Source organism: Mycobacterium sp., from assembly GCF_035506235.1.
Classification (GTDB): Bacteria; Actinomycetota; Actinomycetes; order Mycobacteriales; family Mycobacteriaceae; genus Mycobacterium.
In genome coordinates this window covers 1-19,494 of the sequence record NZ_DATJPU010000047.1, presented here as the reverse complement: position 1 = coordinate 19,494, position 19,494 = coordinate 1, and the positions used below count along the sequence as shown (strand labels likewise).

Here is a 19,494-nt window from a genome sequence, read left to right as displayed (position 1 = left end):
ATGTGCGGAACCTGCGCGACATTTCGGCGGCGGTCGCCGAGGCGGTCTATCGCGCCGCCGTCGAGGACGGGGTGGCCACCAGGACGCACGACGACGTCCGGCGGGCCGTCCGCGAAACCATGTGGCGGCCGGTCTACGACTAATTAGTCCCCATGGTGGCGACCCGCTTCGCCGGCATCGGCGCGCTCGCGATCGCCACGGTCCCCATGGTGGCGACCCGCTTCGCCGGCATCGGCGCGCTCGCGATCGCCACTATGCGCCGGCGGGGTCGCTGGGGTGCGCGGTCAGCGGCGTGGTTTCCACGCTGATCCACGGGTGCAGGGGTCGCGATTCCAGGATCGCCGTCATTCCCTGGGCGTCCGGGGCGCGCCACAGCCCCAGCTCGCGGAGCTCCCCGCGCTCAGACACAAGCATCCACAGCCGCTCGAGGTGTCCTTTCTCGGCCAGTTCACGGGCGCGCTCGGCCTCCCGGGACACGGCATCGTCGACAACCTCCCGCCGGACGCCCTTCGGGACGTCGACGGTGATCGTCGTCAGGAATTCCGTGGCCCGGCCCGGGCCTTGCTCCGCTCGCCCGGCCGGATCGTTCGGGTGGGCGGTCAGCGCCGTCACCTCGTCGGTGCGCCAGACGCGCAGCGGCATCGAGGCGAGCACCTCCTCGAGTTGGTCGTTGTCGTCGGCCGCGAACAGGCCAAAAGTGCGCCATTCGCCCGGTTGCAGCGGCGGCCGCCACAGGCGCAACAGGCTGCCCTGCTCGGCCAGCCAATGGGAATGCGCGGCTTCCCGGGCCCGGACCTCGTCGACGGCCTCTGGGGGCGTTCCCTCCGGAACGTGCGTGGTCATGGTGACGAGGAATTCCATGAGCCCTCCTCATGAGTTGTGCTCACAGTAAATTCACGATGTCTCGGGCGCCAGCCGTCATCGGATCCGATGACGAGGAGCCTCAACTCGCCCGCCGAGTGTGAATCTTGGAATTCGAGTGTGAGCCGGTGGCTGGATCCGGGCGATTTTTCCGCCCTGAGCGCACACGCAAAGCCCGGAAATTCACACTGACGCCCGGGGTAGAGGTCCGGTTCGCTACCTGCACGTCGACGGTGGCCAGAGCGCGGGCCACTGGATTCGACTTTGCTCCCCCGCCTGGACTCGAACCAGGAACCTATCGGTTAACAGCCGAACGCTCTGCCAATTGAGCTACAGGGGATCAACACGATCGCGGGACGACTCTAGCGTACTGGCATAACCGCGCCCAACTGGCAGGACCGACATATTTCGTCCCGCGGCCAGTGGCGATCGCAAGCGGCACGGTCGGGCTGAGGGATCAACCGCGCACGCACCCGGCCGGGTGAGGCAGGATGGAACCATCGATCGTCGGGAGGAACGCTTTGATCCGGTATGTCGTGGTGCTCGGACTGGGTTATGTGCTGGGCTCGAAGGCCGGGCGTCGCCGATACGAGCAGATCGTCGGCACCTATCGCGCGCTGACCAGCAGTCCTGTGGCCAAGTCGATGATCGAAGGGGGGCGCCGCAAGATCGCCAACTCGATCTCACCCGATACCGGGTTTGTGACCCTCGCCGAGATCGACGATCAGACGGCGGTCATGGACCGGGGTGGGGAGCGGCCGGCCGAGCCGGCCCTCACACCGTCAGATCGTCCCCGCTAGCCTGCTCCAACAGGCTGCGTCGATAGGCCTCCATGGCGACCAGGTCGCCGAACAGCGCGTGATACTCGTCGCCCTGCTCGATGGGTGACATGCGCTGCAGCTTGGACTTGACCTCGGCGATCTGCCGGCCCATCCAGACCTCCTGCAGGCGGGCCAGCACCCCGGCGATGTAGCGCGGCAGCTTCTCGTCGTCGACCGCGATGACCTCCACCCCCAGCTCGCTGATCAGGCTCGCGGTCAGGGCCGACGTGGTGCGCTGGCGCACCGCCTCGATCCACTCCGCCCCGGTGGCACCTGTGGAGGTGCCACCGGCGGCCTCGATGGCGGCGCGGACGGCCGCGTACCCGGGATGGGTGAAGCTCTCGACGGGCAGGGTGTCGAACACCGGGCCGGCCAGCGCCGGGTATTGCAGCGCCGACTTGAGCGCCTCGCGCTGGGGCCACAGGATCGGGTCGCGGGGGTCGGGACGGGCCGTGCCGGGCTCGGCGCGAGGCGTGGCGGCCTGCCGCTGCTCGGCCCGGCGGGGCGTCTCGGAACCGGGGCCGCCCCGGGCCGGGGACCTGGACTTCTTGGCCTCCGTCCGGACGCGCTCGATGACTTGTGCGACGTCGTCCCAGCCGACCCAGCCGGCGAGCTGGCGGGCGTACTCGTCGCGCAGCGTGGGGTCCTTGATCTGGCTCACCATGGGCACGCAACGGCGCAGCGCGGCCACCCGGCCCTCGGCGCTGTCCAGGTCCATCTCGGCGAGCGTGGTGCGAATGGCGAACTCGAACAACGGGGTTCGCCGGGCGACCAGGTCGCGCAGCGCTACGTCGCCGGCCTTCAGCCGCAGGTCGCACGGGTCCATGCCGTCCGGCGCGACGGCGACGAAAGACTGCCCTGCCAGGTTCTGCTCGCCGCCGAACGCCTTGAGCGCGGCGGCCCGACCGGCCGCGTCGCCGTCGAACACGTAGATCAGCTCGCCGCGAAAGAAGCTGTCGTCCATCATCAGCCTGCGCAGCATGGCCAGGTGCTCGTCGCCGAACGCGGTGCCGCACGAGGCGACGGCCGTGGTGACCCCGGCCAGGTGCATCGCCATCACGTCGGTGTAGCCCTCGACGACGACGGCCTGGTGGCCCTTGGCGATGTCACGCTTGGCCAGGTCGATGCCGAACATCACCGCCGACTTCTTGTACAGCAGCGTCTCGGGCGTGTTGATGTACTTGGCTTCCATCGGGTCGTCGTCGAACAGCCGGCGGGCCCCGAACCCGATCACCTCGCCGGCCGATGTGCGGATGGGCCACAACAGCCGCCGGTGGAAGCGGTCCATCGGGCCGCGGCGCCCCTCCCGGGACACTCCGGCCGCTTCCAGCTCCTTGAACTCGAAGCCCTTGCGCTGCAGGTGTTTTGTCAGCGAGTCCCAGCCCGACGGGGCGAATCCGCAGCCGAAATGGCGAGCGGCCTCGGCGTCGAAGTTCCGCTCCGTCAGATACCGGCGGGCCGGCGCCGCCTCGTCGGACTCCAGCGCCGCGGCGTAGAACTCGGCCGCGGCCGCGTTGGCCGCGATGAGTCTGCTGCGGCTGCCGCGGTCGCGCTGCACGCTGGTGGCCGGCCCGGTGTAGCTGATGGTGTGGCCGACCCGGTCGGCCAGCAGTTCGACCGCCTCGACGAAGCTGACGTGTTCGATCTTCTGGATGAACGCGTACACGTCGCCGCCCTCACCGCAGCCGAAGCAGTGGAAGTGGCCGTGGTTGGGGCGAACGTGGAACGAGGGAGACTTCTCGTTGTGGAACGGGCACAGTCCCTTGAGCGAATCGGCGCCGGCGCGGCGCAATTGCACGTAGTCGCCGACGACGTCCTCGATGCGGGCCCGTTCGCGGATGGCGGCGATATCGCGATCAGAGATCCGGCCGGCCATCGGCACAGTGTAAAACGGCCGCGTCGGCTAGCCGGTCCCGATCACCCCACACGCGATCCGATCCATCGCGTTGTCGGTGTTTGCGGCGCCGTGGATCATCAAGGCGGTCTTGTCACCCGCCAGCAGCTGGTCCCTGGTGAACGCGTCGCTGGTGGTCACCAGGTAGGCCGAACCGTCCTGGCGCACTTCGAGCATTGTCAGGTCGCCGCTCTCGGGCATCCCGGTGTGTCCCGGCGCCTGGAAGTGCCCGCCGGCGGACAGGAAGTTGCCGGGCGGACCGCCCGTGGGAGCCACCGAGTTGGGCTCACACTTGCCGATCGCGTGGATGTGCATGTCGTGGAAGCCGGGGGCCAGGATCCCGCCGGCGACCGTCTTGACCGTGACGGTGGCATAGCCGTTGCTGAAATCGAAGGTGGCCGTCGCAACGTCCTTCCCGTCGGCCGTCTTCAGGTTCGCGCTCAGCGATCCCGCGGCGGGCGCCGGGCTCGAGGCCGCCGACGGCGTCGGGGAACCCGTTTGGACCGGGGGCGTGGTGCCCGTTTGGCTGGTCGCGTGCTGGGGCGAACTGCAGGCGCTCACGGCCACGACGGGAAGCGACAGCAAGGCGGTGGCAATGCCGCTGAATTTCATCATCCCGGGAGCCTAACGCTAGCCGGTCGCCGGACTTGTATCGATGCGCTCCAGCCGGCCCTCGGTGTAGGAGGCGATCTGGTCGACGACGACCCGCAGCCGGGCGCGGTCGTCGGCCGCGGTGTTGAACGTCGCGGCGTAGATGGGATCGAGCGTTCCGGGCGCCCCGGCGTACAGCCACCGCGCCACCCGGTGGATGCGTTCGCGCTGCCGGGCCTGGGTTTCCAGGTGCGGCGGGTCGGACATGATGAACTGCAGCGCCAGGATTTTCAGCAGGGCGACCTCGGCGCGCACCAGGTCGGGCACCTGCAGGTCGGCCCGATAGCGCACCAGCGGCCCGGTGCCGGCGGCCGCGCGCGTGGTCGCGACGGCGGCCGAGGCGAACCTGCCCACCAATTCACTGGTCAATCGCTTGAGGGCGACCGACGCCGCCAGCGTGGCGTCGTACTTGCCAACCGCGGCGACCACGGGCAGCCCCGACAGCCGTCGCGCGGCCGCCATGAAGTCGTCGGCGCTGACCCGGGAAAATTCGCTCTCACCCAACTTGGCCAGCGCGGCCGCCTCGTCGTCGTCGGCAAGCACGCGCAGGTCGATGCGTTGGGAGACGACGCCGTCCTCGACGTCGTGCACCGAATATGCGACATCGTCGGCCCAGTCCATCACCTGGGCCTCCAGACACGTCCGGTGCATCGGCGCGCCCACACGAACCCAGGCCGCCGGCTCACGGTCCTCGTCGTAGAAGCCGAACTTGCTGCTGCCGTTTTCACGACCGTCACGGCGGGTCCACGGGTACTTTGTGACGGCGTCAAGGGCAGCCCGAGTGAGGTTCAACCCCGCGCTATTTCCTTGCTCATCAAGCACTTTGGGCTCTAGGCTGGTCAGGATCCGGAAATTCTGCGCGTTGCCCTCGAAGCCGCCGTACGCGGCGGCGAACTCGTCGAGCGCGCGCTCACCGTTGTGCCCGTAGGGCGGATGCCCGATGTCGTGGGCCAGTCCGGCGAGCTCCACGAGGTCGAGGTCGCAGCCCAGCCCGACCGCCATTCCCCGCCCGATCTGGGCCACCTCCAGCGAGTGCGTCAACCGGGTGCGCGGGGTGTCGCCCTCGCGCGGCCCGACGACTTGCGTCTTGTCGGCCAGGCGGCGCAGCGCGGCGCTGTGCAAGACCCGGGCCCGGTCGCGCGCGAAGTCTGTGCGGTGCTGCCCTTCCGTGCCGGGCAGACCCGCGGTCTTGGGCGCTTCGCGCACCCGTCGCTGACGGTCGAAGTCGTCGTAGGGGTCTTGCTGTTCCGTGGTCACCTCGTTAATCACCGAAGCACAGTCTGCCAGGGAAGGCGGGCTACATTGACCTATGCGCACCGCTCGCCTGCTCTGCGTGATGCTGGCGATTCTCACGGGTCTGTGCGGGGGGCTGCTGGCGCCGCCGGCGGGCGCGCAGCCGCCGTTCGCGCTGCCGGATCAGATCACCGACAGCGCGAACGTCCTATCGGACTCCGGCCGCGCCGCGGTGACGTCGGCCATCGACAAGCTGTACGCGGATCGCCACATCCGGCTGTGGGTGGTCTATGTCGACAACTTCTCCGGGCAGAGCGCGGAGAACTGGGCACTGCGCACCCGAAGCGTCAGCGAGCTCGGTGACTACGACGCGCTGCTGGCGGTGTCGATCACCGGCCGGGCGTACGCCTTCTTCGTTCCGTCCGCGATCAAGAGCGTCAAGGCCGGCCAGGTCGATCAGCTGCGCCGCACCAAGATCGAACCCGCGCTGCACAACGGCGACTGGAGCGGTGCCGCGATCGCGGCGGCCAATGGGCTCGACACCTCGCCGCCTTCGTCGGGTCGTGTCTTCCTGCTGGTCGCGTTGGGTGTCATCGCCATTGCCGTTGCGGCCTTGCTGGTTGTGATGCGTTATCGGCGCCGGCGGCGGCGCGCCGCCGCGCTGGCCGCCGCGCGGCGCGTTGACCCCGCCGACGCCACCGCGCTGGCTGCCGTGCCGCTGGAGGCCCTCGACGACCTGTCGCGCTCGATGGTCGTGGGCGTCGACAACGCGGTGCGCACCAGCGCCAACGAGCTGGCGCTGGCGATCGACGAGTTCGGCGAGGAGCGGACCCAGCCCTTTACCCAGGCGGTGGACAACGCCAAAGCGGCGCTGTCGCAAGCCTTTACGGTCCGCCATCAGCTTGACGACAGCACGCCCGAGACGCCGGCGCAACGCCGCGAGCTGCTGACCCGGGTGATCGTCTCGGCGGCGCGCGCCGACCGCGAACTGGAATCACAGACGGAGGCATTCGAAAAGCTGCGGGATTTGGTGCTCAACGCCCCGTCGCGGCTGGACGCGCTGACCCAACGGTATGTCGAACTCACCAGCCGCATCGCTCCCGCGGAACGGCGGCTGGCCGAGTTGCGCACCGAATTCGACCCTGCGGCCCTGACTTCGGTGTCCGGCAACGTCACGAGCGCCAAGGGAAGGCTGGCGTTCGCCGACCGCAACATCAGCTCCGCCCGCGATCTGGCGGCAGTTCAGGGCGGGCAGCAGGCCGCCTTGGCGGATGCGATCCGTGCCGCCGAGGCGGCGCTCGGGCAAGCCCGAGCGCTGCTGGACGCGATCGACAACGCGGCCAACGACATCAGGCACGCCATCGCGGCGTTGCCGTCGGCCATCGACGACATCCAGGCGGCTATCAAGCGTGCCGACGAGCAGCAGGCGCGGACCACCGCGTCGGGTCACACCGCAGAGCTGATCGCGGCCCGCGACGCGGCGACCGGGGCCCTGGACTATTCGCGCAGCACCGGCGGCGGGTCCGCCGATCCCCTCGGCGCATTCGCCCGGCTCACCAAGGCCGGCGCCGACCTCGACCGCGTCCTGGCCACCGTGGCCGAAGAGCAGGCGAACGCCGAGCGGCTCAATCGTTCCTTCGAGCAGGCGCTGTTCACCGCCCAGTCGCGGGTGCGCGGCGTCTCCGACTACATCGACACCCGTCGGGGCAGCATTGGAGCCGAGGCCCGGACCCGGCTCGCCGAAGCCGAGCGGCACGTGCAGGCCGCGCAGGACGAGCGGTCGACCAACCTGACCGAGGCGATCGCGCATGCCAACGCGGCGTCGACGCTGGCCGCCAACGCGCAGGCCCTGGCGAATGCCGACGTGCAGCAGGCTCAGCGCGTCTACGCCCGCCGCGCGGGCGGCGACAGCGGCGCCATGATCGGCGGGCTCATCATCGGCGATCTGCTCAGCGGGGCGATGCGCGGCGGGTTCGGCGGCTGGAGCCCCACATCGTTCGGCCCCTCGCGCTCATCCGGAAGCCCGTCGGGTGGCGGCCTCATGGGCGGCGGCGGCCGATTCTGAACCTGTCACCTTCGAGACGAACCGACCCCCGGGCACCCAGTGCCCGGGGGTCGGTCTTGCACTACTCAACGGTGACGGCGGCGCGCCGCCGTCAACCGGTCTTCGCTAGCCCCAGCTGGAGCCGACGGCGCTGTCGGTGCTGGCCATGTTGCTGCCGGCGCTTTGCACCTTCTGGCCGTGGGCGTTGGCCTGCTCGTAGATCACCTGGAAGTTCCGACCCAACTGGGTGATGAACTCCTGGCAAGCCACCGAACCGGCGCCACCCCAAAAGTCACCAGCAGCCAGCACATCGCGAACGATGGACTGGTGCTCGGCCTCCAACGACGCCGCCTGAGCGCGAATCGTCGCGCCGTGGGCGTCGACGTCACCGAACTGGTAATTGATGGTCATGTTTACGTCCTCTCAAGTCTTGAAAAGTGGGGGACGACAGCGCTGGTGAGCTAGCTGCCGAGGATCTGCTGGGAAGCCTGCTCTTGCTGCTCGTAGTTGTTCGCGTCGCGGATCAGCCCGTCACGCACACCGTGCAGCATGTTCACGATGTTGTTGAACGCCTGATTCATCTGACCCATGGTGTCGTAGGAGGTCGCCTGCGCCTGGCCACTCCAGCCCGCACCGGCGATGTTCATCGACGACGCCCACATCCTGCGGGCCTCGTCCTCAACGGTCTGCGCGTGGACCTCAAAACGGCCCGCCATCGCCCGCATCTCGTGCGGGTCAGTCATAAAACGTGTTGCCATGTCTTCTTTCTCCTTGTCTTGAAAGCCTTCAGCTTGTCGAAGTCGTGTCAGATTGTGATCGATGCGGTGGTACCGCGTCCCGGATAGATCAAGGCGTACCGGCTAACTGGTCGCCTCAATTGGGTGAGATATCCCCCTTTCTTGTTCCCGCGCCTCAGACGACAACTTGCTTGGGCATGACGATGGGCTTGAAGCCGTACCGCGGGCCGGCGCCGTAGGCACCGGCGCCCTTGGCCGCGGCCGCCATACCGGGCATGCCCGGCATCGCCGCGACCGGCTCGGCCTCCGCGGCCGCGGTCCAACCGGAGCCCTCGACCGGAGCCGTCGACGAGGCCAGCGTGGCCGGCGCCGCCGAAGACCAGCTCGCCGGAACCGACAGGCCGCCGACCGAGGTCGCGCCGCCGAGACCAGCGGTCATGGCCCCGCCCATGCCCGTCGGCGCCACCGAACTCGCCAAGGCCCCTTCCGCCCCGAGTGCGGCGCCGGCGACCGGGGTGACGTCGGACGCCGCGGCTGCCGGCGCGGCGGCGGCGACCGTGTGGACGTACGACACCGCAGTCGGGATGGTGTTACCGACGAACCATGCCGCGGTCACACCGACCTGCTGGATGCCGTTGAAGTTGAATAGCGTGCCGAAAAGGCCGTCGCCCGCGGACAGCACCGCCGCCGGCCCCGGAAACGCGGTTGAGAAGGCGTTCCATATTTCGGTACCGAAGGATTCGGTCCCGAGATTCGCCAACCCGCCCTGCAGGGTGGAGATGATTCCGCCCAAACCGGTCGCGGCGCTGTTGCTTTGGGCGGACGCGACGGCCGCGGAAACCGCCGCGCCCTGGGTGGCGGCCGCTGCCGGACTGGCCGTCGGGGACGCCGGCGTCAGCGGCTGAAGGACCGAAGAAGCAGCCGCGGCGGCCGAATAGGTGTACATGGTGAGCGCGTCCTGGACCCACATCTCGGCGTATTGGGCCTCGGTGGCCATGATCGCCGGTGTGTTGATGCCCAGGAAGTTCGTCGCGACCAGCGCCGCCAGCAGCGCCCGGTTGGCGGCGATGACCGCCGGCGGCACCGTCCCCGCGAACGCCGCCTCGTAGGCGGCGGCCCCCGCCGACGCCTGCGAGGCCGCCTGCTCGGCCGCCGCGGCGGTGGTGGTCAGCCAGCCAACGTAGGGCTGCGCCGCGGCCGCCGCGGCCGCCGACCCCGCGCCCGTCCACTGCTCGCCGGTCAGTGTGCCGATGATCGACTGCCAGGAGGTCGCCGTGGTGCTCAACTCGGCGGCCAAGTTGCTCCAGGCCGTGGCGGCGGCCATCAGCGGTCCCGAACCGGCGCCCGTGTACATGAGTCCGGAGTTGATTTCAGGGGGCAGGGCTGCAAAATCGAAAACCATTTTTCTGTATCCCGTTCCGTTTGTAGGAAAGTCTGGTTGCTTTGAAGTGGGCGCGACGCTGCCTAGACGGCGGTCGGCTTGGGCATGACGATGGGCTTGACGCCGTAGCGCGGTGCACCGAAACCGGCGCTGTTGCGCGCGGCCGCCCCCAACCCCGGCATCCCGGGCACGATCGTCCCGGGGCCGGCCTGCGGCGCGGCGGCGGTCCAGCCGACGGTCTGGACGGCGGTCACGGGGCTTGCGCCCGGGGTGAAGGTGCCGGCCCAGCTCGGCGGCACCGACAGCTTGCCGACCATGGTCGCCTGGCCAAGGCCCCCGGCGGGCATCGCGGCCATGGCGCCCATGCCGCCTCCCATGCCCGCAACAGGGGTGATGTTGGAGGCCGTGGCGGCATCCGCGGCGCCGGCCGCGGCGCCGGCGGCGTCACCCGCGTCGGCCGACGCGGTCGGAAGCAGGCCGCCGCCGGCCATGCCGAGGCAGTCGGACATGGCCGAGGCCCAGTTTCCGCTCTCGAAGCTGATGAAGTTGGCCGAGTTACCCGACAGGCTGAGCGGGTTTCCACCCGCGCTGTAGGCCGGGCCGCCGAGGAACGTGGAGATGTTGGTCAAGCCCTGGGCGATCGAGTCGTAGGGGGTGGACGCCGCAGTCGCGTTGGCCGCCTCCGTGGCGGTGTAGGTACCGGAGCTGAGGCCGAGGGTCTGCACGAACTGCTGTTGCATCGACTGAGCCTCCGCGGCGAGCTGCTGGTACAGCGTGCCGTAGCTGCCGAAGATCGTCGCCTGCAGTGCCGAGACCGGGTCGGCGGCCGCCGGAGCGATGGCGGTCGTGGGCGCCGCGGCGCCCGCGTTCTGGGCCGTCAGGGAAGTGCCGATCCCTTCCAGCTGTGCCGCCGCGGCCAGCAACTCTTCAGGGATTGTTGTCAGAAACGACATCTAATGCTCCTAGTGTTGGGAACTTGCCGACCCACACCCGGGTGGATCGGCGCTGTGTGTTGGCGTACCGGCTCCTGTGCGTCGGCGTAAGGTTAACGAGCCACGACTCCACATTCCCGACGGAAAAGGCTAGGGTGACGGGCGTTTACGGCTTCTTAACGCCGGCGCGGGCAGTTTTAACAAGGTCCTGCCGGGCGACATAGTGTTGTCATCTGAGATGGGCCCGCAACGCACCAAAGGGCGCGCGGCGCGGGCATCCTAGCGCAAGTGTCCGCGGCGCGTACTGCGCACTTTGGCCCCTGTTCGACAGCAATGTGACGTCCTGGATACCGCTCGCAATGACTGCGACCGCATCGATGGACCGAGGGCCTGGCTGACGAAGGCGATCAGTGGGTTGGTAGCCCCGAAGTGCAAGCCGCTGAAGGGTTTGCGTCTAGGTCGTATCGATCATCGGGTGCTCCTAGAGGGCCGTCGTGGGTAGTCACCGAAGGTGGTGATGAGCTGATGATGACGACGGTTGGCCTTCGGGGATAAGGGGCTAAAGTCCTCGACGAGCCGCCGATGCGCAGCAACTCTGACGGGCACAACACCGCGGGCCGGATCCGGACTCGGTGCGCTACATTCGCCGCCGGGCCCCCATAGCCCAATTGGCAGAGGCAGCGGACTTAAAATCCGCCCAGTGTCGGTTCGAGTCCGACTGGGGGCACCGTACGCGGACGTTGAATGGGCTTCTGGCGGCTCCGGCGAGCGGGCCGGCACCAGCACGCCAAGGCCAACCGGCATCGTGTCTCCGCACCAGCGGTGTAAGGGCTGCGCCTACACGTCATCCGGGCCGGTGTTCAGCTTGGCGCTGATCGAACCCAAGCCAGTGCGGGGTCGGTGTCCGAGTCTCCTGCAAGAATGCGTGGATGACTAGGCCCGGCGAGGCCACGACCGGCTCTGCGCTGTCCGGTCCTGTACGCAACAGCATCAGTCGAGAGACGTCGGAGACGAATTCGAGGCCGGCCATTGCAACCTGAGAGCGCTGCCTCTCACGCTCGTTCGGCGGTCGAGGCCGTCCGTGATGATCCGACCGGACGCCTGGCGCTGTTGCGTCAGATGTACAGAGTCCCGGAGACCGTCGACCGCGGATACCTTCCGTACCGGCGAGCGGCGTCGGCGTTCATGCGATGGCAACTTCGGCGGGGCCTGCTGAACCCCGTAACCGACCCGTCGCCCGGAAGCCCGTGGTGGCGCGCGGTGAACGAAGGACTCCTGCGCGACACCGCCGAAGCCCGGGCGCTGGCCTTCGGCTATGCGGGCCGGCCCTCTGGCCCCGGCGTGGCTGCGCATCTCGAGTTCATCAAGCGACCGACCGCGCGCAGTTGGTACCGGGCCCACAACACCAGCATCGTCGCGGGCTACTTGGCCAACATGCCGCTGGCAGGCGCCGAACGTCGCGTCGAACGGTTCTTTCTCAATGTGGTTCTGCTTCGCGTACTGTTCGCCCACGCGCTGGTGTCTGCGCCCCGGTTGGCGCTGGGATGGTGTGCGCCGCTGGGCCGCCCGCTCGGTGATCCGCGCATCGGAATGACCGGCATCTTCCTGTCGCTGACTCGGGTGCTGCCCGACCGCTATCCGCTCGGCGACGACGTGGAGAACTACGTCGCGGACGAGCTTGGATTCGGTCATCTATTGGACATCGGCGTCATCCAACCGAGGCTCGACTCGCTCTACCGGTGGTCCGCCGACGAGCTGCAACTTCCCGCGCTTCGCGAGCTGCTCGACGGTGTCGTCCCTCGATACGCCTGGGATGCCGCCGATGACGCGGTGTGGAAGATCACGCCGTCGCCATTGGCACTCGCGGCGCGAAGGCTGATTCGAGGCTGAATGCCGAGTGCCGGCACGAACCGGTGGACGTTGGCGTCGACGGAAAAATCGGCCGCTGCCGACGTACGGGCCGATCATTGTTGAAGACTTCTTGCGTAATCGCAGGACGCGCCAAACGAGGGACCCCACGATGACCGACGAACGTCCGGCCACCTATACGCATGGGCATCACGAGTCGGTGCTGCGCGGCCATCAGCGGCGCACCGCGGAGGACTCCGCGGCCTATCTGCTCCCGCACCTGAGGCCAGGGTTGTCGGTGCTGGACATCGGGTGCGGTCCGGGGACGATCACCGCCGACCTCGCCGAGCGGGTCGCGCCCGGAACGGTGCTGGCCATCGACCTGTTCGCCGGCGTCGTGGACGTGGCCCGCGCCGAGGTCGAGCGGCGCAACCTGTCGAACGTCACGTTCGCGACCGCCGACGTGCACCGGCTCGATTTTCCCGACGACGCCTTCGATGTCGTGCACGCGCACCAGGTGCTGCAGCACGTGGCCGATCCGGTGCGGGCGCTGGGGGAGATGCGGCGCGTGTGCCGGCCGGGCGGCATCGTGGCCGCGCGCGACGCCGACTACGCCGGCTTCATCTGGTTCCCGCAGCTTCCCGCGTTGGATCTCTGGCGCGACCTGTATCGACAGGCCGCCCGCGCCAACCACGGCGAACCGGACGCGGGCCGGCGGCTGCTGTCGTGGGCGCTGGCGGCCGGGTTCGACGACATCATCCCGACGGGCAGCGTCTGGTGCTACGCGACGCCCGCGACCCGCGACTGGTGGGGCGGGATGTGGGCCGACCGGATCCTGCACTCCGGCGTGGCCCGCGAGCTGTTGCATCTGGGCCTGGCCACCGCCGCGCAGCTCGAGGCGATCGCGGCGGCATGGCGGGCGTGGGCCGCGGCCCCGGACGGCTGGCTGTCGATCCCGCACGGCGAAATCCTTTGCCGGGCGTAGAGCCGCCCGCTGCCTCAGCCACGCTGATACACCGTCACCCGATCATCGACACCCCACCACTGAACCGGCCGGCGGGAATCGACTTCGGCCCAATCCCTTTCGAGTATCAGGTGCATCTCGGAATCGCCCGTGCCACCGCCGCGGCCCTCACCGACGTAGATGACACGATTTCCCTTGTAGGCCAGCAGTATTCGCGCACCGACGTCCCGGCCGTGGGGCGGCCACGAAAGGAAGAGCGTCCGGTCGGGGTGCAGTGCCACCGCCTCGGCGCAGTCTTTCGCGCCGACCTCGGCGTACAAGTCGTCCTCGTGCCAGCCATTGGTGAGCAGCGCGGTACCCGGGTTGAGGTCATAACAGACGACATCGACGCCCGCCTGCCCCAGTAGGTGGGCCCAGTAGCCCGTGCCCGCGATCGGATCGACCAGGCCGCCGTGGGCGTGCCCGGCCACGAACGCCACGGTATCGGGGTCCGGAATGGTCCAGCAGTACTTCCTGACCATCAGCTGCCGGTTCGGCGCGCGGGCCATGCTCTCCGCCACCGACCGGTCCAACCGGAACTCGCCGACCACCGGGTTGCCCCGGAAGCTATCGGTCTCGACGCAATCCTTGACGGCGTCCCAGAAAGGGTTGTCGATGGTCACCGTTGGTACTCCCTCACGCCGAGGCGCCGCCGTCGCGCCGCCCGGGGAACCTGCGCGTCTGCCCTGCCAGACGAGTATCTATCGATGCCGGGCCGGCTGCCACTCTCGTTGGGCCTTGCCGCCGACGGCGCCGCGAACGGCGACTCATAAACTGACCCCTCATGGGCATGCTGTTTTGCTTTGCGCCGTGGATCGTCTATTGGGTGCTTGTCGGTAACGTCCCGTTCGCTGCCGCCGCGGTCATCGCGCTGGCGATCGCAGTCGCGGTGATCGTGGTGGGCCACTCGGCGGGCGATCCGTGGGAACCCCTCGAAATCGGTTCCGCGGCGGTGTTTTTGGTGTTGGTGGTCCTGACATTGACGCTGGGTGACTCGTTCAGCCAGCGGTGGATATTGCCGCTGGGCAACGCCGGGATCTTCGCGATTGCTCTGCTCGGCGCACTGATCGGCAAGCCGTTCGTGCGCGGGTTTGCCGCTTCCGAACAGCCCGACGACGTCGTCAGGACCGAGCTGTTCGCCCGGATGGTCGGGGTGCTGACCTGGGCCTGGGTCGTGGCGTTCGCGGGCATGACGGTGTCGTCGGCGATCCCGCCGATCGTTGCTGCCAACGCGACCATCCTCGACACAAAGACGCCGCTGTCTTACGCCTGCTACTGGATCATTCCGTTCTCGTTGTGGGGAGTGGCGGCGCTGGCCTCGCGGGTCCTGCCCGAGCGGATGCTGGTCGGGATCGAAGACGTCGCCCGCGAGACCTCCTTCGTCGCGTATGACGAGGCCACCATCGATGAGCTGTACTACCTGGCCCAGGAGCACGCCAATCGCGAGGTCGGCCCCGGCAAGGAGGCTTACAACGTCAAGGTCGGGGGCATGGGGACTCCGCTGACGGGAGACGAGTCCCGGAAGTCGTGGCCCTCCACCTACAAAGTGCGTGATAAGCGGCGTTAGAAGCGAAAAGATCGGCTCATGGCATCGACTCGCCCGGCACGTTGCCTGTGTGGCTGGCGGCGGGAACGGCGTTGGTCACCGTGGCGGCCGGTCCCAGGCCGGCTGAGGCGCGGCTATCCGGCCGTCAGTCGGCCAGCGACGAATTGTGCAGCCTGCGTAGCCATCCCGGACTCCACGTAGACGCGGTGTGCCGCCGCGTCATTGCCAGGCGAGCACACCGGGTCCGCGCCGTTGCAGAGGTCGATCGCCTTGAAGCCGAACAGCGGACTCAGCGCGGTGAGCGGGCCCCCGACGCGGTTGGACGGGTTTCCGAACACGGCGACGGCGGCGACATGATCGGCGATGTCGGCCGGCAGCGGATCCCCGTACCCGAACGTGGCTTGCCCGGGCACGGTGATCAGGTCGACGACGGCCGCGCCCTGTGAGTAACCGCCCAGCACCAGTTTGGCTTGGGGACACGATGCGACCGTGCTTTGAACGAAATGCCGGGCGTCGTTTGCGCCGTCGACTGCGCGGAAGAAGTCGTACGAGGCGGGATAGTCGACAGCGTATAGCGCCACGGACCTGCCGTTGACCTGAGCGCGCAGCGATTCGACGAATGCCTGGCCCACACGTCCCGGGCCCGGCGGCTCGTTCGTGCCGCGGGCGAACACGACCTGGATGTCGGGGCAGGATTCCGCCCGCCCGGTGTGAGCGCCGCCCGGGTCGGCAGACGATACCGCGGGCGCGGTCAGCATCATGGGGATCAACACCGCGGCAACGCCAAAGGAAACCTTGGCTGCACTCCGTCTCATCACTCGCCTTCCCGGTTAGATGGATAGCTCTGCCAAAGCATCGGCCACCCGTGCCCGAATGTCGTCACCGTTAGCCCCCAAACGCACTGGGTGCAGGCGGGAAGTCCCCTGCTACGAACGACTTTCACGCTCGGGCTCGAGCAGGGCCGTCGAGATCACGGTCAGCGTCCCGCCTCGTGAGTCCGTTACGTACAGGAGCTCCCCATCGGGACTCAGCGTCACCGCCGCCGGGTGGGCACAGACCGGGACCGTCGTCACAACGGAGTTGTCCGAGGTGTCGATAGCCCATACGTCTCCATTTGCGAAATCAGCTGCGTACAGGCGTCGACCGTCGGGGCTGATGCTGAGCCGCCTCGGCAGCTCACCGACCATGACGCGGCTGGTGGCAGTCGTCGTTGTATCGATCACCGTGACCGAGTGCGCGTTGGCCGAGTAGACGAATTCGGTCTCCGGCCGGACCACGACCTCCATGGGTGCATCGTCGAGGCCGACCGAGATGGCGCAATGCGTGCCAGGGTCGACCACCGACACTGAGTTGACGTGGAAGTGCGTGACGTAGAGGAGGCCTTCGGCGTCCACCGTGATGGACTCCGGGCCCTCGTCGATCGCGATGAAGTCGATGGCTTTATAGCTGGCGGTGTCGATGACCGCTATGGTGCCGCCTCGGGCCTCCTCGCCGTACGCATTGGACGCGACATACAAGCGACCGCCGTTGGGGCTCAGAGCCATCCCGGTGACGAACCCGTCGATCGCGGCGAAAGCCACAGCGATACCGTCGGCGCGGATGGCCGAGACCCAGGCGCTGCCGCCGTCACCAAACGCGTCGCCATGGGCCAAGTGAATGTAATTGCCGTCAGGGCTGACGACCGACGCCGTGCCGCGTGGCTTGGCAAAGGTTTTCGCGCTCATGCCGACGGGATCGATGATCGACAGCGGGCCGTCGTATGAGGCGACATAGATTCGGCTGCCATCCGAACTCATCATCATCTTCTTCGGCTCGTCCGCAGCGATCGGAACCGTCGCGATGACATGGTGGAGGTGGTTGATGGCCTTCACCGAATCGGCGGTCAGCACATAGACGAGCTCACCGCTCGGGCTTGCCACAATGTCGCGCGGGAAGTTACCGAGCCACACCTCGGCGACGACGGCACCCTCTCGTTCGGGTCGGCCGGGGTGCGGGGTGGCGGCGGTATGGCTTGTGTTGCCGCGCAACGCGGTAGGCGTCTGCCGGTCAGGCTCCGCTGTGTCGACCGTCCACCTGCAAAAGCAGGTTGGGCATTGCAGGAACACCCGTGACGCCGTGTTTTTCAGCAGGTACTGCCAGTGGGTGCCGCAGTTGCGCCTGCTTTGGCACTCGGCACAGCCGGCGCCGTGGTCGCAGTTCGGGCATGCCAACCATGCACGCCGGCTCGGGTCGGCGTCGGGGTCAATATGTGACTGACTCATTATTCCTCCCAACTGAATTGGCGGATAGGGCGACTGTCAGGAGGCGTGCCGCAACACCGGCGTTGCGGGCTCGGCGCCGGTAGCCGAGCCGTCGGGGCACAGGGCGGCCGTGATGTATCCGATGACCCGCCGGCTCAGGAGCATCCCGAGATGGCCGACGCCGCTGACCGTGACGTGTTCGGCTCGGGGGTGGGGCGGCACCGACCGCAGGCCCGGCACGACGATGTCGAGGCCGGCCGTGACTGACAGCCAGTGCACGCCGTCCGGCAATGGGGTGCAGGCGAGGCGGGTCAACAGGGGTGAGCCCGCCCGGAGGGCGCGAACCATATCGACAACCGGCAGCATGCCGGCCCACGGAGACCCGCCGAACGGGGAGCCCAGCGTGATCACCGTTTCGACCCGCCCCTTCAATCGCGGGTCGGAAATGGCCTGCGCGACAACGACGCCGCCCAGGCTGTGGCCGACGAGATGCACCTTGGCCGCGCCGGTTCGCGACAACATCTGCTCCACGTGGGCGACCAGCTTGTCGGCGAGCTGCTCCACGGTGTTTCCGACCGGCGCGTAGGTCATGGCGTCGACGCTTAGGCCCTTGGCGCTGAGGGCCTGGGCGATCGACGACCAGCTTGACTTGGCGCCCCCGAACCCGTGGACGAGCAGCACTGGAGTTGCGGCCGCGGCGCATGAATCCGTCAGGCGCGACACACGGTCAGCGGGTCCATGGTCACCGCGGATGAGGCGTACCGGTGCTGTCGCGGGCACTGACAGCAAGAGCGCCGCCTCGTGGGCCTGCACCATCGCGGCACGTGCCACGGTCCGAAGTGTCCTGCGGGCCGCACCGATCCTGCGCTCGCGCACCGCTGTGTGCGTCCGCCCCCGCGGGCCGCTGACGCGCGCCGGCTGCCTCACTGTCGACTGCGCTTGCACCATGTCGCACCTTCTTCGTGTCGCGTATCACGTTGACAATCGCGGTCGGTGCCCCGTGAGTCTTCAATGCCAGCCGCAGTCCGGTATGCGGGTCCGCAGGGGCGGTGCCCTACTGGTTAGCCGGAATGCATAGCTGATTACCCTGCACGGCAGTGCTTTTGGCTATGCCGACTCTGATCCCGCCCGGCCGGTGTTCCGGTTGTCGGCACTCGCGACCTGCGACCGGGGCCCAGCCAGCGGGAACTACACCCGGCCGCTAGCGGCAATGCGGATCGATCAGTGTCGCGCCAGACTCGGCAACGCAACACCGACAGCGCAACGCGCGTGAAGGGAAGATGGACATGTCGATCGCCACCTCGAGGCCGAAGGCCGTCGGAGTCGCCGAGACGGTCGGCGCCCTCCGGCCCGCGATCCTGCCGGCCGCGGTTTTCATCGTCGTCGAGATCCTGCTGGCCGCGGAGACTATTTGGGTCATTCTCCTGAAGGGGACAGATCCGCGAAGCCCGGCCGCCGCGCCGCTGGCGATCTTGCTGAGCGTGGCCCTGCTCGCAAATTTGGGCCTGCTCTGCGGCGCGGCCGCCGCTATCGCCGCCGAGACGATTCGACGATCGAATCGCGCCCTCGGCAGCTCGATCGCGTCGGTCGGTGCGCCCGAGACGGCGGGAGGCGACGTCCCGGCCGCTGACCTTCCGCGGTCTGCGGATGCCGAAGACAGCGCAGCAGGCAATGAGCCTGCTTCCGGGCCGCCGGGCATGCCAGCTAGCGGGTAGGCGAAGATCCCGACTGGTGGGGTTACCTGATGGGTGCCAGCAGCGGCGACAGCGGCGCGCCGCGGCGCAAGGCTTGAGACATCAACGAGGTGTTGACGCCCTTGTATTCCAGGGAGGTGACGTCATGGGAGTGTTCTATGGCGTACTGGCCGCGATACCAATGATGTGGGGCTACGCCGGCTATGTGATGGTGTCCCATCCCGGTACGGCGGAAGCCGATGTGCGGGGCGGGCTGCGCAAACTGATGCCGCGGGCCGGCAAGTGAGCCGGGGGAAACCGACCGCTGCACTGACTCTGTGGCCGATGGCCCGACGCCGGCCGGGCGTCGAGCTACAGCTTCCCGAGACCGCGCAAGACCTTGGCAAATGACGGCATCGCCGCCAGGCCGCCGCGGAGGCTGCGCTGCAACGAGCTGACGTCGGCCACGACGACGTAGCGCGCCCCCCGATCGCGCCACTGGGCGGCCTGATCGATCACTTCGTCGGGCGTCCCGCTCAAGAAAACCTCTCGCATGACGGGTGGCGGCACCTCGGCCGCATACGACAGCGCTGTCTGTTCGTCGAAAGCGTGCGGCACGAGATCATGTGA

General features: G+C 68.3%; 20 protein-coding genes, 2 tRNA genes and 1 pseudogene. 9 read left to right on the top strand and 14 right to left on the bottom strand.

From position 1 onward, the window contains the following. On the top strand, positions 1–143 hold a 143-nt coding region (locus VMD50_RS04740; RefSeq protein WP_325425353.1), incomplete at its 5' end, for a hypothetical protein. Positions 144–252: 109 nt separating this feature from the next. Here VMD50_RS04740 and VMD50_RS04735 read toward each other — a convergent pair. After that, on the bottom strand, positions 253–861 hold the full coding sequence (locus VMD50_RS04735) for a muconolactone Delta-isomerase family protein (protein ID WP_325425345.1): 609 nt from the start codon (positions 859–861) through the stop codon (positions 253–255). Positions 862–1,128: 267 nt separating this feature from the next. Beyond that, positions 1,129–1,201: transfer RNA gene (locus VMD50_RS04730), tRNA-Asn, on the bottom strand. A 181-nt stretch (positions 1,202–1,382) separates the two neighbouring features. Here VMD50_RS04730 and VMD50_RS04725 point away from each other — a divergent pair. After that, positions 1,383–1,661, top strand: a complete 279-nt coding sequence (locus tag VMD50_RS04725) for a hypothetical protein (RefSeq protein WP_325425351.1) — start codon at positions 1,383–1,385, stop codon at positions 1,659–1,661. Here the strand turns inward: VMD50_RS04725 and dnaG are convergent. The 3 genes from dnaG to VMD50_RS04710 are packed head-to-tail and all read right to left on the bottom strand — an operon-like array spanning position 1,636 to position 5,484. Beyond that, entirely contained in the window at positions 1,636–3,558 is a 1,923-nt protein-coding gene (gene dnaG / locus VMD50_RS04720; protein ID WP_325425343.1) for a DNA primase, read from the bottom strand. The genes VMD50_RS04725 and dnaG overlap by 26 nt on opposite strands. 27 nt (positions 3,559–3,585) lie before the next feature. Further along, positions 3,586–4,191, bottom strand: a complete 606-nt coding sequence (sodC, locus tag VMD50_RS04715; protein WP_325425341.1) for a superoxide dismutase[Cu-Zn] — start codon at positions 4,189–4,191, stop codon at positions 3,586–3,588. A 15-nt stretch (positions 4,192–4,206) separates the two neighbouring features. Then, entirely contained in the window at positions 4,207–5,484 is a 1,278-nt protein-coding gene (locus VMD50_RS04710) for a deoxyguanosinetriphosphate triphosphohydrolase (protein ID WP_325425349.1), read from the bottom strand. Positions 5,485–5,536: 52 nt separating this feature from the next. Between VMD50_RS04710 and VMD50_RS04705 the strand changes: the two genes are divergently transcribed. Next, complete coding sequence (locus VMD50_RS04705) at positions 5,537–7,525, top strand: TPM domain-containing protein (protein ID WP_325425339.1); 1,989 nt, start codon at positions 5,537–5,539, stop codon at positions 7,523–7,525. A gap of 105 nt (positions 7,526–7,630) precedes the next feature. On the opposite strand, the gene VMD50_RS04700 is transcribed toward VMD50_RS04705, so the two are convergent. The 4 genes from VMD50_RS04700 to VMD50_RS04685 form a co-directional block, all read right to left on the bottom strand. Beyond that, a complete protein-coding gene (locus VMD50_RS04700; protein ID WP_325425337.1) occupies positions 7,631–7,915 on the bottom strand; it encodes a WXG100 family type VII secretion target in 285 nt (94 codons plus the stop codon). 50 nt (positions 7,916–7,965) lie between these two features. Beyond that, positions 7,966–8,262 carry a WXG100 family type VII secretion target gene (locus VMD50_RS04695; protein ID WP_325425335.1) on the bottom strand — a complete coding sequence of 99 codons (297 nt, stop codon included), beginning with the start codon at positions 8,260–8,262 and terminating at the stop codon, positions 7,966–7,968. 154 nt (positions 8,263–8,416) lie between these two features. Next, the gene (locus VMD50_RS04690; RefSeq protein ID WP_325425333.1) at positions 8,417–9,643 is read right to left on the bottom strand and encodes a PPE family protein; all 1,227 of its coding nucleotides are present in this window, start codon (positions 9,641–9,643) and stop codon (positions 8,417–8,419) included. A 62-nt stretch (positions 9,644–9,705) separates the two neighbouring features. After that, positions 9,706–10,575: a PPE family protein, SVP subgroup gene (locus VMD50_RS04685; protein ID WP_325425332.1), complete on the bottom strand. Its 870-nt coding sequence runs from the start codon at positions 10,573–10,575 to the stop codon at positions 9,706–9,708. Between the two features lie 632 nt (positions 10,576–11,207). Here VMD50_RS04685 and VMD50_RS04680 point away from each other — a divergent pair. From VMD50_RS04680 to VMD50_RS04670, 3 genes are all read left to right on the top strand, one after another. Continuing rightward, a tRNA-Leu gene (locus VMD50_RS04680) sits at positions 11,208–11,281 on the top strand. Between the two features lie 533 nt (positions 11,282–11,814). Next, a complete protein-coding gene (locus tag VMD50_RS04675; protein ID WP_325425330.1) occupies positions 11,815–12,444 on the top strand; it encodes a hypothetical protein in 630 nt (209 codons plus the stop codon). 130 nt (positions 12,445–12,574) lie between these two features. Next, complete coding sequence (locus VMD50_RS04670) at positions 12,575–13,387, top strand: methyltransferase domain-containing protein (RefSeq protein WP_325425328.1); 813 nt, start codon at positions 12,575–12,577, stop codon at positions 13,385–13,387. Between the two features lie 14 nt (positions 13,388–13,401). Here the strand turns inward: VMD50_RS04670 and VMD50_RS04665 are convergent, their stop codons facing one another. Then, positions 13,402–14,028 (bottom strand): hypothetical protein, encoded by a 627-nt coding sequence (locus VMD50_RS04665; protein WP_325425326.1) that lies wholly within the window; start codon positions 14,026–14,028, stop codon positions 13,402–13,404. 161 nt (positions 14,029–14,189) lie between these two features. Here VMD50_RS04665 and VMD50_RS04660 point away from each other — a divergent pair, with 161 nt between their 5' ends. Continuing rightward, positions 14,190–14,972 (top strand): hypothetical protein, encoded by a 783-nt coding sequence (locus tag VMD50_RS04660; RefSeq protein WP_325425324.1) that lies wholly within the window; start codon positions 14,190–14,192, stop codon positions 14,970–14,972. 113 nt (positions 14,973–15,085) lie between these two features. On the opposite strand, the gene VMD50_RS04655 is transcribed toward VMD50_RS04660, so the two are convergent. The 3 genes from VMD50_RS04655 to VMD50_RS04645 all read right to left on the bottom strand — a co-directional run bounded on the left by VMD50_RS04655 (position 15,086) and on the right by VMD50_RS04645 (position 18,022). Next, positions 15,086–15,766, bottom strand: a complete 681-nt coding sequence (locus tag VMD50_RS04655; RefSeq protein ID WP_414686001.1) for a cutinase family protein — start codon at positions 15,764–15,766, stop codon at positions 15,086–15,088. Positions 15,767–15,877: 111 nt separating this feature from the next. Next, positions 15,878–16,840 carry a YncE family protein gene (locus VMD50_RS04650; protein ID WP_325425322.1) on the bottom strand — a complete coding sequence of 321 codons (963 nt, stop codon included), beginning with the start codon at positions 16,838–16,840 and terminating at the stop codon, positions 15,878–15,880. 408 nt (positions 16,841–17,248) lie between these two features. Continuing rightward, the gene (locus VMD50_RS04645; RefSeq protein WP_325425321.1) at positions 17,249–18,022 is read right to left on the bottom strand and encodes an esterase/lipase family protein; all 774 of its coding nucleotides are present in this window, start codon (positions 18,020–18,022) and stop codon (positions 17,249–17,251) included. A gap of 455 nt (positions 18,023–18,477) precedes the next feature. Here VMD50_RS04645 and VMD50_RS04640 point away from each other — a divergent pair, with 455 nt between their 5' ends. Continuing rightward, positions 18,478–18,906 carry a hypothetical protein gene (locus tag VMD50_RS04640; protein ID WP_325425319.1) on the top strand — a complete coding sequence of 143 codons (429 nt, stop codon included), beginning with the start codon at positions 18,478–18,480 and terminating at the stop codon, positions 18,904–18,906. Positions 18,907–19,030: 124 nt separating this feature from the next. Continuing rightward, positions 19,031–19,171, top strand: coding sequence for a hypothetical protein (locus tag VMD50_RS04635; protein WP_325425317.1), 141 nt, complete (start codon positions 19,031–19,033; stop codon positions 19,169–19,171). Between the two features lie 65 nt (positions 19,172–19,236). On the opposite strand, the pseudogene VMD50_RS04630 reads toward VMD50_RS04635, so the two are convergent. Then, positions 19,237–19,494: pseudogene (locus VMD50_RS04630) on the bottom strand (LLM class flavin-dependent oxidoreductase); the annotation flags it as partial.

What these genes read in the sequence shown, in the direction of transcription:
- VMD50_RS04735 (WP_325425345.1), bottom strand. Translation starts at nt 861, where the DNA reads ATGGAATTCCTCGTCACCATGACCACGCACGTTCCGGAGGGAACGCCC.
- dnaG (WP_325425343.1), bottom strand. Translation starts at nt 3,558, where the DNA reads ATGGCCGGCCGGATCTCTGATCGCGATATCGCCGCCATCCGCGAACGG.
- sodC (WP_325425341.1), bottom strand. Translation starts at nt 4,191, where the DNA reads ATGATGAAATTCAGCGGCATTGCCACCGCCTTGCTGTCGCTTCCCGTC.
- VMD50_RS04705 (WP_325425339.1), top strand. Translation starts at nt 5,537, where the DNA reads ATGCGCACCGCTCGCCTGCTCTGCGTGATGCTGGCGATTCTCACGGGT.
- VMD50_RS04700 (WP_325425337.1), bottom strand. Translation starts at nt 7,915, where the DNA reads ATGACCATCAATTACCAGTTCGGTGACGTCGACGCCCACGGCGCGACG.
- VMD50_RS04695 (WP_325425335.1), bottom strand. Translation starts at nt 8,262, where the DNA reads ATGGCAACACGTTTTATGACTGACCCGCACGAGATGCGGGCGATGGCG.
- VMD50_RS04690 (WP_325425333.1), bottom strand. Translation starts at nt 9,643, where the DNA reads ATGGTTTTCGATTTTGCAGCCCTGCCCCCTGAAATCAACTCCGGACTC.
- VMD50_RS04685 (WP_325425332.1), bottom strand. Translation starts at nt 10,575, where the DNA reads ATGTCGTTTCTGACAACAATCCCTGAAGAGTTGCTGGCCGCGGCGGCA.
- VMD50_RS04670 (WP_325425328.1), top strand. Translation starts at nt 12,575, where the DNA reads ATGACCGACGAACGTCCGGCCACCTATACGCATGGGCATCACGAGTCG.
- VMD50_RS04660 (WP_325425324.1), top strand. Translation starts at nt 14,190, where the DNA reads ATGGGCATGCTGTTTTGCTTTGCGCCGTGGATCGTCTATTGGGTGCTT.
- VMD50_RS04655 (WP_414686001.1), bottom strand. Translation starts at nt 15,766, where the DNA reads ATGAGACGGAGTGCAGCCAAGGTTTCCTTTGGCGTTGCCGCGGTGTTG.
- VMD50_RS04640 (WP_325425319.1), top strand. Translation starts at nt 18,478, where the DNA reads ATGTCGATCGCCACCTCGAGGCCGAAGGCCGTCGGAGTCGCCGAGACG.
- VMD50_RS04635 (WP_325425317.1), top strand. Translation starts at nt 19,031, where the DNA reads ATGGGAGTGTTCTATGGCGTACTGGCCGCGATACCAATGATGTGGGGC.